Annotated in this window: 12 protein-coding genes; 4 read left to right on the top strand and 8 right to left on the bottom strand. The window is 45.7% G+C overall.

The features are described 5' to 3' along the window. Positions 1-38 precede the first annotated feature (38 nt). From V8Q34_RS16325 to V8Q34_RS16315, 3 genes are all read right to left on the bottom strand, one after another. Positions 39-1,397, bottom strand: a complete 1,359-nt coding sequence (locus V8Q34_RS16325; protein WP_033141792.1) for an MATE family efflux transporter — start codon at positions 1,395-1,397, stop codon at positions 39-41. Positions 1,398-1,586: 189 nt separating this feature from the next. Further along, on the bottom strand, positions 1,587-2,750 hold the full coding sequence (locus V8Q34_RS16320; RefSeq protein ID WP_227211083.1) for a D-alanyl-D-alanine carboxypeptidase family protein: 1,164 nt from the start codon (positions 2,748-2,750) through the stop codon (positions 1,587-1,589). Between the two features lie 94 nt (positions 2,751-2,844). Continuing rightward, the gene (locus tag V8Q34_RS16315; RefSeq protein WP_335835918.1) at positions 2,845-3,687 is read right to left on the bottom strand and encodes a hypothetical protein; all 843 of its coding nucleotides are present in this window, start codon (positions 3,685-3,687) and stop codon (positions 2,845-2,847) included. A 302-nt stretch (positions 3,688-3,989) separates the two neighbouring features. Between V8Q34_RS16315 and V8Q34_RS16310 the strand changes: the two genes are divergently transcribed. Both V8Q34_RS16310 and V8Q34_RS16305 read left to right on the top strand, forming a co-directional pair. Continuing rightward, positions 3,990-4,814 carry a GNAT family N-acetyltransferase gene (locus V8Q34_RS16310; RefSeq protein ID WP_335835917.1) on the top strand — a complete coding sequence of 275 codons (825 nt, stop codon included), beginning with the start codon at positions 3,990-3,992 and terminating at the stop codon, positions 4,812-4,814. A gap of 176 nt (positions 4,815-4,990) precedes the next feature. Next, the gene (locus V8Q34_RS16305; protein WP_052099523.1) at positions 4,991-5,302 is read left to right on the top strand and encodes a hypothetical protein; all 312 of its coding nucleotides are present in this window, start codon (positions 4,991-4,993) and stop codon (positions 5,300-5,302) included. Between the two features lie 164 nt (positions 5,303-5,466). Here the strand turns inward: V8Q34_RS16305 and V8Q34_RS16300 are convergent, their stop codons facing one another. From V8Q34_RS16300 to V8Q34_RS16280, 5 genes are all read right to left on the bottom strand, one after another. Next, positions 5,467-6,063: a putative ABC transporter permease gene (locus tag V8Q34_RS16300; RefSeq protein ID WP_181014550.1), complete on the bottom strand. Its 597-nt coding sequence runs from the start codon at positions 6,061-6,063 to the stop codon at positions 5,467-5,469. A gap of 137 nt (positions 6,064-6,200) precedes the next feature. Next, entirely contained in the window at positions 6,201-7,736 is a 1,536-nt protein-coding gene (gene cls / locus V8Q34_RS16295; RefSeq protein ID WP_033141796.1) for a cardiolipin synthase, read from the bottom strand. A gap of 75 nt (positions 7,737-7,811) precedes the next feature. Continuing rightward, on the bottom strand, positions 7,812-7,988 hold the full coding sequence (gene rpsU, locus V8Q34_RS16290) for a 30S ribosomal protein S21 (protein ID WP_004222305.1): 177 nt from the start codon (positions 7,986-7,988) through the stop codon (positions 7,812-7,814). Positions 7,989-8,133: 145 nt separating this feature from the next. Further along, positions 8,134-10,773 carry an alanine--tRNA ligase gene (alaS, locus tag V8Q34_RS16285; RefSeq protein ID WP_103732858.1) on the bottom strand — a complete coding sequence of 880 codons (2,640 nt, stop codon included), beginning with the start codon at positions 10,771-10,773 and terminating at the stop codon, positions 8,134-8,136. Positions 10,774-10,860: 87 nt separating this feature from the next. Continuing rightward, the gene (locus V8Q34_RS16280; protein WP_103732857.1) at positions 10,861-11,490 is read right to left on the bottom strand and encodes a YczE/YyaS/YitT family protein; all 630 of its coding nucleotides are present in this window, start codon (positions 11,488-11,490) and stop codon (positions 10,861-10,863) included. Between the two features lie 137 nt (positions 11,491-11,627). Here V8Q34_RS16280 and V8Q34_RS16275 point away from each other — a divergent pair, with 137 nt between their 5' ends. Together V8Q34_RS16275 and V8Q34_RS16270 are read left to right on the top strand one after the other, a co-directional pair. Then, positions 11,628-12,548 (top strand): AraC family transcriptional regulator, encoded by a 921-nt coding sequence (locus V8Q34_RS16275; protein WP_256139850.1) that lies wholly within the window; start codon positions 11,628-11,630, stop codon positions 12,546-12,548. Positions 12,549-12,815: 267 nt separating this feature from the next. Continuing rightward, the gene (locus tag V8Q34_RS16270; protein ID WP_033141851.1) at positions 12,816-14,240 is read left to right on the top strand and encodes an MFS transporter; all 1,425 of its coding nucleotides are present in this window, start codon (positions 12,816-12,818) and stop codon (positions 14,238-14,240) included. Positions 14,241-14,256: the final 16 nt, after the last annotated feature.

Genomic DNA, 14,256 nt, shown 5'->3' with positions numbered 1-14,256 from the left:
TCTATTTTACCCCATAAAGAGAAAAAAGAAAAGTAAGACTATCTGCTTTTTTTGAAACTGCTGCCGAAAACCTTTTCCTGCTGCTTCATAACCAGACGGTACATGAAAAGCAGCAGCACACCTGCAAATACCCAGGCAACCGGACTTGCCAGGCAGGCAAGCAGGTAGCTCCTGTTCAGCCCTGCCGCCAGAGCCACGATACCGCGGCCAAAAAGCTCCGCCACGCCTGCCATCATGGGCAGTATACCATATCCCATGCCCTGAATGCCGTTTCGGTATACATTTACAATATTCAGGGCAATGAAAAACAGGGAGGCGCATTTCAGGTAGATATCCACCTGCCCCATCAGTGTCTGCACATCGCTTGACACAAAGAGATAGGTCAGGTACTTTCCAAAGAAAGCGGTCAGAAGTCCAAACACCAGGGAGTAAACCACACCCATCCAGGTAGATGCCCGGAAGCCCATACGGATCCTGTCAATTCTGCCTGCACCCATGTTCTGGGCACAGTAGGTTGCCATGGTGGTTCCCAGAGCCACATAAGCCTGTGTGGCAATCTGCTCCACCTTGCTGGCCGCTGTAAAGGCAGCTACAGCCATGGAGCCCAGCATATTCAGCGCGGACTGCACCATCATAGTACCAATGGCGGTGATGGAAAACTGGAGCGCCATGGGAATGCCGATTCCCACCTGCATCTTCACAATATGGGCTGACAGACGAAAATCCTCCTTCTGAAGCCGCAGTTCCGGCATTTTCTTCGCTATATACACCAAGCAGAGAACACCGGAAACACCCTGGGAGATCACAGTGGCATAGGCTGCACCCGCTGCTCCCCAATGAAATACAATGATAAACAGCAGGTCCAGCACCACATTCAGCAGTGCCGACAAGATCAGAAAATACAGCGGCACCTGGCTGTTTCCCAGCGCCCTCAAGACACTTGCCAGCAGATTATACAGCACCGTAGCAAATATACCGCCGCAGATGATCATAATATACCGGTACGCATCACCGAAAATATCCTCCGGAGTATGCATAAATTCCAGCAGCCCATGCATTCCCAGCATACTCACCAGAGTCATGACAATAGTAACGATCAGGGACAGCACGGCTGCCGACCCCACGGTCCGTCTCATATTCTTCATATCCCCCGCACCGTATCTCTGGGCAGTCAGTACCGTAAATCCCGCGGTCAGTCCCAGCATAAAGCCTATAATCAAAAAGTTAATGGTACCCACACTACCCACTGCTGCCAGTGCTTTTGTACCCACGAATTTTCCTACGATGATGGTGTCCACCATACTGTAAAACTGCTGAAAAATATTTCCGATAAATACCGGAATTGTAAATCCTACAATCGCTTTTGCCGGGCTGCCGGCCGTCATATCTTTCTGCATGCCTCTCCTCATTCTCTCTGTAAACAATGTGTCCGCCGGCAGGCAAAAGGGCGCAGGCTCTGCCTTCTTCCTGCCATCAAGTCATTTTTTCACGAAAAAGGAAGGTGCCAGCGGGCACCCTCCGTCTTTTTGTTACCGGGCTATTATAATGCAAACATTTCTATCCTGCAATACCCTAATTTTATTTTTTCAGAAAAATGTTTTGAATACTTTTTTCACATAGTCCATATAGCCGGCCTTCTCCACTTTTTCACTAAAAAGCAGATTCACACTGCCTATTTTCTTCCCGTTCAGATAATAATCCGCGGTCCCGGCTTTACTGCCTTTCTTCACCGGGGCATCTGTGCTCTTCTTCAGGTTAATTTTCTTCTGCACATTATCAAGAGCCTCCCCTTTTGTATCCAGATAACGGAAATCCTCTTCATAGGATACAGACGCCTTATCCTGAATGGCTCCCTTCACCGGAACCTTCGGCAGGCTGTCTTTGTTTTCATCCACATAAAGGTTACAGGCGCCAAAACCCAGATTCAGCATCGCCGCAGCATCTTTAAACCGTACTTTATAGTCAGGTGCTGTCATCACCACGCTTATCAGAGTGATCCCGTTTCTCTTTGCCACCTCGGAGACGCAGTATTTTGCCAGGCTGGTACTCCCTGTCTTTAAGCCCACACAGCCGTCATAGCTTCGCAGCAGCTTGTTTGTATTGGTAAGGCCGAACTCACTGCTCCCCTTTGCCGTGTTATGGGTGATATTTTCCATCCAGATAGAGGAAAAATCCAGAACCTTGGGATATTTTGTCACCAGCTCCCTGGACATAAGGGCTACGTCATATGCGGTGGTATAATGGTTGGTGGACTCCGTCAGTCCGCAGCAGTCCTCAAAATGAGTTCCTGTCATGTTAAGTCCCGCTGCCCTCTCATTCATACGTTTGACAAACTCCGCTTCGCTTCCGGCTATATGTTCCGCCATGGCGACGCTGGCATCATTTCCGGAGGCAATGACAATACACTTGATCATGGTCTCCACTGTCTGCTTCTCGCCCTCCTCCAGATAGACCTGGGAACCGCCCATGGACTTGGCGTAGGCACTTGTAGTCACTTCATCCTCCATATGTAGGGTGCCCTTGGCAATCTCGTCAAATATCAGCACCAGGGTCATGATTTTCGTAATACTTGCCGGGTAGACCTTGGTGTCTTTGTCCTTCTCGTAGATTATGGTCCCTGTGGAAGCCTCCATCAGAACCCCATGAGGTGCGGTGATCAAATCCTCCCCCTCCGCGTGCACCGTAACCGGCAGGGCTATATTGACAATAAGGGAAAATAAGACCAGAAAAACAGATGCTTTCCGAAACATACCGCTCTCCCGTAGAAATGCTCTTATAGAATTGTATTACACCGGGATAAAAAATAGAATACGGAAAGCCTCTTTCTCATTATCGCTGCTATCTTCAGGAAATCCATGTAAAATTCAGCTTGTATGTCCCTGCTCCCTCCTTAAAAGAAGCTTTACAGTCATCATATCCATTTGCCCCAAGACCGGAACTCCATTTTTTAGCTGAAAAAGTAAAACTGTTTTTTCTGTTTCTTACTGTCCTTATTTTAATCAATATTCCCTCCGGAAAATATGAACCATCTTCACTTAACAGCCCTTGTTCCATCAAATCCTCCTCCGCTACAAGAATCACATTCGGATTCGGACACTTCACAGTTCCCGGGCTGCCGATACTGTCTTTTTGCCAGGTCTCAAGAAGTGGCTCAAGCAAATACCGGATTGCCTCTTTTTCACTGTCAGAAAGATTTCTCACCTGAGTCAAGTCCAGGGCCATAACCCGCATTCCATCGTTTAGGGCGGAATCTCTGCCATAAATCTCCTCTATTATATCCAGATACAAACCTATGTAATCATTCCCCTGTTCCAGAACATGAATTTCCTGCGCACCACTGATCAGCAAGGGATAACGCTCTATAACCGTACTGCCTTCCTGAATTGACAATCGAATATACATTCCGGGTTTCAGTGTATCTGCTTTTATTTCTTGTTTATTTTGACTATATATTTTGACATTTTTTATTTCTGCTTCCATGAGTCCTTCGTTCACATCTCCCTCATGTAATAAAAGAATCGAAGTATCACGGACTTCTATAATCTTTCCGGTAATTGTATTCTCATCCTCTTCCTCTCCTTGGAAATACCCATTCCGTTTTTGTTCGCTGGCAGATAAAAATAATATGCATAATAGCAGCAGACTCCCCAATATAACAAATATTTTTCCTGTTTTCCTTACTCTCATTTAACAATTCCCCCTTTTTCAACAGTAAAATGCTCTATGCTAATATAACTGTGTCAATCAAAGACCGAAATGTTGCATCATCTTCTCTTCTCGTTTTATTTATATAAGGCGGCTTATAAAAAGCGCCTTAAAATGCAAAGTCAAATTTTCAATCCCATGCACTTTTTATTTGATGGAGATGAGATAGATGATATATTATTTTCTAAAGTAGACATGCATAGAGCCACATGATACAATAACAAATAAAAAGCCTGGAGAAGGACATGTAATTATTATTTTCTAAAACAGCAGAGAGGAATCCTATGATTTATGAACTAAAAAAAGAGCGATTTGACAGTATAAAAGATATAGTCCACAAACAATGGGACAATATCGAAATAATGGCTGTATTAAGCGGTATAAATACGGGATGGGTGTTTGTAGATTCATTGGAAACCCCCGCCACTGTACTTTTATGGTCTAAAGGAATTGAAGGGTTTTATTTTATTGGCAATCCAGATAATCATACATTCAATGCCGAAATAATAGAATTTATTATTAATCACCTGAGATTCCGTATAATACAAAGCGGACTGAATCATTTTGAATTTAGCGGCGATTGTATTATATGGGATTCCGTGCTGGAAAAAATCTTTAATTTCAAAGAACTAATCAAATCCAGACAATGCGTCTATCAGTTAGATTTTGACAAATGGAAATACCATAAAACAAACGGGCTGTGTAAAGATACTGATATACGAAAAATAGATTTGAATTTAATACAATCAGCAGAGATACTTAATCCGGAATTTGTTGAATCAGAGATTTTGCGCTGGTGGGATTCATTAGATTATTTTTTTGAACAGGCTTTTGGATTTTGTGTTATAGAAAATAAAAAGATTGTAAGTTATTGTATCACCAATTTTGTATATCAGAATACTTATACCATAGGAATTGAAACCTTAGAACATCACAGAAGAAGAGGGTTTTCACAAATGGCTACAGAATCATTTGTTTCTAAATTATTAGAAGATGGCTGCGAGCCTTATTGGGATTGTATGTTTACTAATACCGCTTCAAGGTCACTGGCAGAAAAACTGGGATTTTATCTGGACCATACATATTCATTATACAGACTCCCCTTATGATCCTAGAGAAGGCAATCTGGAATCCTTTTCCTGATAAAATCTAACCGAAAATCTGCCCGTGCTGATATATACCTTACTATATATACTATCAGGAAATAGTGAAACAATGTTTACATAGACTTCACACTAATACATATGGTATAATACATACACTATAAAGCAGGGAGGTTAATACAATGACCGTTGATGAAAAGCTTGACTTGTTGCTGCAAAAAGTAACCGCTGCAGACTCACATCTTGAGAGAATTGAAGAGAAGATGTCCAGCATGGATGATCAGGTAACAGACATAAGACTCCATCTTGAAAATGTAAGTGACAAAAACATATCCCTTCTCGCAGAAAATTACAGTAATCTTGTCAAAAAACTCAATGCTAACAACAGTATTACTGACCAGCAAATAGCCTATCAAATTAAAGTCAATTATCTGATGGAAGACGTTGAAAAGCTCAAAAAAGAAATTGCCGAACTGAAAAACAAAATAGCATAATGTCCATATAAGTGTGAAGCCCGCTGAATTATCATGGCTTTGCACTTTTTTTATTTACGTCGAATCCTCCCTCCGTTTCCCACGAGGAACTGTGATCAAATCTCTGCCATAAATCTTCTCCCGCAAGACCAACTAAAAAGGACGCCCTCAGGCGTCCCTCAACATTAAAATCTACCGTAAATCAGGGCGCGTATCCCTTCTCTCACCTCACCCAAGGAGGCAGGCAGACTGTCTTTTTTCTTTTCGTATAAGGTATGTAAAAAATCTGCTGTAAACAATGCGATCATCAGCGATCCGGCCCGGTATCCCACGGTAAACGGATAACTGTCCACAAAACGCTCCACGCCTTCATGGAGAAACAGAAACAGGCCCAATGTATAGAACCCCCAGGCAATGGTACTTTCCAGACAGAGGATACCTTTGTAATTAAAAGGTTTCTCCGAATAATCCCACCATACTTCACCGAACAATGCCAGCATAACCCTGGCTGTCACATACTCAAGCAGTGTGGGAAATACACAGCCCAGCACATATAACAGCAGAAGGTTGCCGCAGAACGGCCTCAGCAGAAAAAACACAGACAACGCTCCCACTCCGTAAATAGGGCAGAATGGCCCTCTCACAAATCCCCTGTTGGTAAGCCGCCTGTTACAGATTGACATGTATATAGATTCCACCACCCATCCCAGGATACTGTAAACCAAAAACCACTGGGTGACATGGTAGAGATCTATACCAAACATACTCTTTGTCCAAATCATACTTAATCTCCCCTTATATCATTGGCGCATCTCGTAACATGTGTCTTCATAGTAAGTTTTATGTGCCCATTCTATCATGGGAGCCCCCGGCTTGTAAAGAAAAAATCCTGTACACATAGCCGCTTTTATTATTTTTCCTAAAGCATGGGGGCGAAAAGTCTCAGAATACTCTGCGCCATACGCACAAAGATATTTCTGCTGCGGCAGAATTTCATACAAATTTCCCTGCATTTTGGGAAGGTATCCTCCATGTCCTCCTTCACCTGCATCACAGCCCTGCTTCGGTACATCCAGACTGCACACTCAAAATGCAGATACAGGCTTCTGTAATCCAGGTTGATGGTTCCCACAGAGGCAATTTCATCGTCACAGACAAAGGATTTGGAGTGGATGAATCCCGGCGTGTACTCAAAGATCCTCACCCCTGCCTCCAGAAGCTGCTCATAGTAAGACTGGGTGAGAAGGAACACCATCTTCTTGTCAGGGATTCCCGGCGTCACGATCCGCACGTCCACACCCTTTTTGGAGGCCAGGCACAGGGCTGTCATCATCTCATTGTCTATGATCAGATATGGTGTGCAGATGTACACATACCGCTTCGCCTGGTTGATGATATTCAGATAGACATTCTCCCCCACGATCTCATTGTCCAGAGGACTGTCCCCATAGGGCTGTACAAACCCGTCATTTTCAAACTCTTCCGGGTGATAGATATAAGGTCCGTACGCCGGCAGATGGCTTCTGGTGTGGGTGATCACTGCCCACATCTGCAGAAACATCACCGTCAGGTTCCATACACCCTCACCGTGCAGCATGACACCGGTATCCTTCCAATGCCCAAACCGCACATCCTCATTGATATATTCATCGGCAAGATTAATGCCGCCCGTGAACCCTGTATGCCCGTCGATTACCAGAATTTTTCTATGGTCCCGGTTGTTGAGGATAATGTTCAGCACAGGCCGCACCGGATTGAACGCCGCACACTTGATGCCTTTTTTCTGCAGTTCTTTATAATATCTGTGGGGCAGGGTGGTCACACATCCCATATCATCGTAAATCAGGCGTACATCCACGCCCTCCTTTACCTTTTCCTCCAGCACCTGAAGGATTTCTCTCCACATTCTTCCGTCATGTATAATAAAATATTCCAGGAAAATAAAATGCTCCGCTTTCTTAATCTCCTCCAGCATATCCACGAACATGGTATCCCCTACCGGATAATACTTTGTGGTGGTATTCTTATGGAGGGGAAAACCGGCGTAATCCCGGATGTAGGCAGACTGGATGGATACTCCCCGGTCCATATCCTGAAGTTCTGTTCTTGTCCTGGGATCTTCTTTGAAATAATTGCCGATTTCATTGAGGACTGCCTCGGATTCCCTTGTCATCTTCTTAGCCACACGGGATTCGCCGAACAGCAGGTACACAATTGCGCCGAAAACGGGAATGACAAGAATCAGAATCGTCCAGGCGAGCTTGTAAGAGGGATTGATTTTCTTATTGACCAGCCATAATACCAGAAACAGACTTAAAATATCCATGATCCATCCCACAGTGGTGGAAATATTTCTCATACCCCAGGCCAGCGCCACCAGCCACACAAGCTGCAGCAGTACAGCCAGCACAAATACAAAGATCCGGCTGGACACCAGATCGATAATCTTTTTCATCTTCTCACCATCCTCTCTTTTGGCTCCGGAGTCGTAAAAAAGCCCCTGGTATTGTCCAGAGGCTTTTACTGCACATTAATTATATTTACGTTTTCTAGCTGCTTCAGATTTTTTCTTACGACGAACGCTTGGTTTCTCGTAATGCTCTCTTTTACGGATTTCCTGCTGAATGCCTGCTTTTGCACAGCTACGCTTGAAACGACGTAAAGCGCTATCCAAAGTTTCGTTTTCTTTTACGATTACATTTGACATAGTCTCACACCTAACCTCCCTCCAGTTGTAGATTGTGCATAATACAACTGTCTGGGTATTTTTACTGCACATCAAATATTATATCAGATTTTTGCCGTACGTCAACTATTTTGACTTATTTTCTTTAAAATATTTTATTTAAATTTTATTTTAACTGACCTTCCAGCAATTCTGCCGCTTTTTCCAGGGCTTCGGGCACTTTTTCCGGGTTTTTTCCGCCGGCCTGAGCCATGTTCGGACGTCCGCCGCCGCCTCCGCCTACTACTGCAGCCATGCCTTTTACAAGATTCCCTGCATGGGCACCGGCTTTCATGGCACTGTCAGTCACCATGGCCAGCAGGTTTACTTTGCCGCCGTTAACGCTGGCGAGAACTACCACACCTTCACCCAGTTTTTCTTTTAACTGGTCGCCCAGGTCGCGCAGTCCGTTCATATCCACATCTGCTACAGATACAGCCAGCAGCTTAGTGCCTTTCACCTCTTTTACCTGGTTCATCACATCGCCCACTGCCTCTTGTGCCAGTTTGGCTTTCAGGGACTCATTTTCTCCGTGAAGCTCTTTTACCTCTGCCTGCAGATGAACGATCTTGTCCGCTGCTTCTGCCGGGGTAGTTTTTAAAAGTGCTGCAATATGGGCCAGTTTCTGCTCCATCTCTTTGTAGTATTTGAACACGCCGTCACCGGTCAGTGCCTCGATCCGGCGTACCCCGGCTGCAATGCCTGCTTCGGATACGATTTTAAAGGTTGTGATCACTCCTGTATTGGATACATGCGTACCGCCGCACAGCTCCTTGGAAAAGTCTCCCATGGAAACCACACGCACACTGTCCCCGTATTTCTCACCAAAAAGAGCCATGGCTCCTGTCTTCTTGGCATCCTCAATACTCATGATCTCTGTTACCACAGGAAGCGCTGCCTGGATCTCTTCGTTGACCATTGCTTCCACCTGATCCAGCTCCTCCTGAGTCATGGCCTGGAAATGGGCAAAGTCAAAGCGGAGCCTGTCCGGAGTTACCAGGGAACCCTTCTGCTCTACATGGGAACCCAGAACGGTCTTCAGGGCTTTCTGCAGAAGATGGGTAGCGCTGTGGTTCTTACAGGTGTCTGCCCTGTCCTTTGCGCTGACTTTCAGTGTTACCACATCGCCTGTCTTTAACATGCCTTTTGTCAGTCTGCCCACATGACCCACTTTGCCGCCGCGCAGCTTAATGGTGTCCTCCACAACGAACTGGGCATCCCCCAGCTCGATCACGCCTTTGTCGCCTTCCTGTCCGCCCATGGTAGCATAGAACGGAGTTTCCTCCACAAATACGGTTCCCTTCTCATCCTCTGTCAGGGCATCCACGATCTCGTTCTCTGTGGTGAGGACCGTGATTCTGGACGGATGGGACAGATTGTCATATCCCACAAACTCTGTGGTGATTTTCGGGTCTATCTCATCATATACCGTGGCGTCAGCCCCCATATAGTTTGTCACTCCGCGGGCTATCCTGGCCTTTTCTCTCTGCTCTTCCATGGCTGCCTTGAAACCGGCCTCGTCAATGGAGATTCCCTTATCTTCCAGGATTTCCTTGGTCAGATCCAGAGGGAATCCGTAAGTATCATATAACTTAAATGCATTTTCACCGGAAAGCTGGCTGCTTCCGGCAGCCTTCATCTCTGCCTCCATCTCTTCCAGAATATGCAGTCCCTGGTCAATGGTCTTGCTGAACTGTTCCTCTTCCTTTGTCAGTACATTGAAGATAAAGTCTTTCTTCTCTTCCAATTCCGGATAACCGTCTCTGGAGCCCTCAATGACAGTATTGCTGAGTGCGGCAAGGAAATTTCCTTTTACTCCCAGAAGACGTCCGTGACGGGCAGCGCGGCGGATCAGACGGCGCAGTACATAGCCTCTGCCTTCATTGGTGGGCATAATACCGTCAGAGATCATAAAGGTAGCGGAACGGATATGGTCTGTGATCAGACGGATAGATACGTCCACATTTTCATCTTTTTTATATTCTGTGTGAGTCAGCTCACAGACTTTGTTTCTGAGGGCACAAATCGTGTCAATATCAAAAATGGAATCCACATCCTGCACAGCTACAGCCAGACGCTCCAGGCCCATGCCTGTGTCGATGTTCTTCTGCTGCAGTTCCTCATAGTGGCCTTCCCCGTCATTTTCAAACTGGGTAAATACATTATTCCACACTTCCATGTAGCGGTCACATTCACAGCCCACAGTACAGCCCGGTTCTCCGCATCCATAGCGCTCACCTCTGTCATAATAGATCTCAGAGCATGGTCCGCATGGGCCTGCGCCGTGCTCCCAGAAGTTGTCCTCTTTCCCAAAACGGAAAATACGGTCAGCCGGAATTCCAATCTCTTTATTCCAGATATCAAATGCCTCATCATCGTCAAGATAGACAGAAGGATACAGACGGTCCGCGTCAAGTCCTACCACCTCGGTCAGAAATTCCCATGACCAGCGGATTGCCTCTTTCTTAAAATAATCTCCAAAGGAGAAATTGCCCAGCATTTCAAAAAATGTGCCGTGACGGGCTGTCTTACCTACATTTTCAATATCACCGGTACGGATACACTTCTGACAGGTCGTCACCCTTTTTCTGGGCGGCACCTCAGCGCCTGTAAAATATGGTTTCAGCGGCGCCATACCGGAATTGATCAACAATAGACTCTTATCATTATGGGGAACAAGAGAAAAACTCTTCATAGCCAGATGGCCTTTTCCTTCAAAGAACTCCAAAAACATTTTCCGAAGTTCGTTCACTCCGTATTTCTGCACGGTTCATACCTCCTGATGATTGGGCAGCACGCGAATGCTGCCGCTATAAATTACTGTTTTTAATAATAGCACAGGAATTGTCAGGTTTCAAGAAAGAAAAGCGGGAATTTTGCGGCCTTCCAGGAAAGGTTCTGCCAAATTAGTGCGGAAATACTGGATAAGGGGACCCACTGTCAGGGCAATGATAACCGTTGCGATCCCGATTTCCCCTCCTGCCAGGATACCGGCGATCAGACAGGTAAGGTCAGCAGCGATTCGGCAGTATTTGAACTTTCCGATCTTTCTGTCATCCATGATCAGGGCAATGGCATCATATGTGGATACTCCCAGATCTGCCGTGTAATACATGGCTCCTGAAAAGGCCAGCAGGAAAAGGGCGCTGACAAGACATACGATCCTGACAATAAGGGATGGTGTCTCATACACGCTTTTCAGCGCTGCAAATACCGCATCTGCCACCACACCGTATATGAGCAGATTTAATAGTGTGGATACCCCCACCAGGCTTTTTTTCATTTTCCATGCGAAAAGAAGCAGCAGGGCACACGTCACATTTGCCGCCATGGTAAAGCTGGTATGAAAGATTTTTGCCAGCCCTGTCAGCAGTACGCAGTAAGGGTCAACTCCGAAATCCGCATAGCGGAAGATTCCCACGCTGACAGCTGTCAGAATAATGCCGATGAATGCCATTCCGATTCTTTTATTTTTTCTTTCCATTTTCGTTCCTCCTGAAGCTTTATGTAGCTTGTACTTGTTTCCGAACTCTAGTATAATGACAAAAAGCGGTATTTTCTATCAGAATTACGGCAGATTTTATAACAATATCATCATTTTCTATTTTGGAGGCAGTTTTTATGAAATCATCTGTTGTTGCGGTGGACAAAAATTTAAAGGAACAGATATCCCACGGAAATTATGCGTTTCCGGTGGATGTGCACAGTGAAGTTTTCCAGGCAGAGGGAACGGGCGCGCCCTCCTATTTTGTCTGCCACTGGCATCCCGAATCGGAACTGATGATCGTCCTCTCCGGCTCCATGCGTTATCAGGTCAATGAGACAGTCTATGATATTAAGGAGGGCGAGGGACTTTTTATCAACTCCAACTGCCTGCATATGGGTACCGCAGTCAGTGAACAGGCTTCCACCTTATCTGTCATTTTCCATCCCCGTTTTCTGTACGGGTATGAGGACAGCCTGATCCGGGAAAAATACATCTCCCCTATTCTGGACAGCGCCGCCTTCTCCGCTTATCCTCTGAAGTCGGAAAACAGGGATGCGAGCCGCATCATACCCGGGCTTCTGCTTCAGTGCATGCATCTGTATGAGGAAAAGAACCTGGCCTGGGAGCTGCATGTAAAGGCCAGTCTTCTCTCCTGCTGGGGTGCTCTTTTTGCCGTATTCACGGAAAAAGGCACTGACCGGAAAACTACTGCCAGGAGCCGGGAGGCTGCAGGTAAGGCAAAATCCATTCTGGAATTCATCCGGAACCACTATACACAGAAAATTTCCCTGGCAGACATTGCAGGCGCCGCAGCCCTGAGCACCGGGGAATGCGGACGTATCTGCAAACGTCTCCTGCATCAGACACCCTTTGAATATCTGAACGCCTACCGCGTGGAACAAAGCATTCCGGATCTTCTGAAAAAAGATCTGTCCATCACGGAAATCGCACTGAAACACGGCTTTTCCGGCTCCAGCTATTATGCGGAAACTTTTAAAAGTGTAAAGGGAATCACTCCTTCCGCGTTCAGGCGCAGTCTGATAAGCGGCAGCTAAAATTGTAAAATGTCACAAAGATTCAATTTTTGTCCTCAAAACATTGTATAAACCTTACAGCCGCAGTATAATTATCTCAAAAAGAATCCGATGATTGCCTATATTTGTATACAAAACAAAATTCCAACTGAAACTGTGAGAAATACTCCTCAATACTATCAGAAACTTATGTACGGAATACATAAAATAAAAATGGACAGGAGGTGCCAAAACGTGTAACCAATGACAAAGTCCGCTTTTTTGGCGGACAGCACGGGAGGAAGGATTATGGAAGATCACAGTAGTAATGAGCGCAAGGAAATCAGTAAATCGTTAAAACGCTTTTTTGGCGTAGGAGATTTTGGTTTCAATCTTATGACGAATATTGAAACCTATTATTTCCAGTTTTTCCTGACAGATATTGCAAAATATACAATACCTGTTGTAACTCTGATAGCCACACTGACAAGTCTTGTGGACGCGGCCTTGTCCTGGGTGTACGGTGTTCTGCTCAATACCATGAAACCTATGAAATGGGGACGTTACCGCTCCTGGCTGGCAGTCATTCCCTGGCTGGTGCCGTTTTTGTATGCATTTCAGTTCATCAAGCTGAATGACGGGGCGGCAGGTATTGTTGTAATCATTGTGGCTACGATCACCAGTCATATTGCCTGGAATATTCCTTTTGTGGCCAATATTTCAATGATCAATATTGCCTCCAAAACACCGGATGACAGGATGGCCCTCTCCTCAACGAGAGCTTTATGGGGCGCACTGGGCATGGTTCTTTATTCTTACGTGGGACCGGGTGCCGTATCCATACTGGCTGCCGTTGTGGGAGCCAAAAATTCATACGGTGCGGCAGCATTCGTATTCGGTGCTCTGATGGCAGCCGGATACTTTGCACATTTCAAAATGTTTGAAGGATATGAAGAAACCGGCGCAGAGGAGATTGCCAGACTCCAGAGAGAGAAAAAGGCAAAACAGGACCAGCATGCAGAAAAAGGACATGGAATGCTGAAATCCCTCACATCAAATCCCTATCTTCTGGGTCTGATCGTTGCGGATCTGGCAAAATATGTCTACATGTTTGTAGCAAATGGTATTGCCGTTTACTACTTTACCTATGTTGCCGGTAATGCCGGTCTGACCGCCACCTTTATTCTCATTTCCAATCTGCTGGGCGTCGCTGCTTCTTATCTCTCGAAAAAGGCAGCCGGAAAATTTTCGGCCAGAAACACCGTTATCATCGCTTATCTGAGTATGGTCGTGGTGCTGGTACTTGGCTTCCTTTTCTACAACAGTACCTGGGTGGTCCTTATCATGGTGAGCATTGCACAGTTTTTCTGTACCATGACCAACGCCTGCGGACCGGCACTCTACGCAGACTGTGCAATTTACAGCGAGTATAAGACAGGCACAAATGCCACCGGTATGATCATGGGACTGAGTAATATCCCCCTGAAGATCGGTGTAGTGAGCCGTGGAATCCTGATCAATGCATGTCTTGCCATGGCAGGTTTTTCACTTGCAGTGGTACAGTCCAATGAGGTCACGGAAAAGCTGGCAAGGGGAATCAGTATGGGATTTACCGTAATTCCGGCTATTGCAGTAGGAATCGGCGCGCTTATTCTGATATTCGGGTATAAGCTGTCAAGCAAGGATATCGAGGGATATTCTGCAGAAATCGAGAAGAGAAAACAAAACAGATAACCACACAGAAAAGAGA

This window comes from Blautia sp. JLR.GB0024 (assembly GCF_037000545.1).
Classification (GTDB): domain Bacteria; phylum Bacillota; class Clostridia; order Lachnospirales; family Lachnospiraceae; genus Blautia; species Blautia celeris.
Note: the sequence above shows the minus strand (reverse complement) of the source record. Positions and strands in the feature narration are given on the sequence as shown.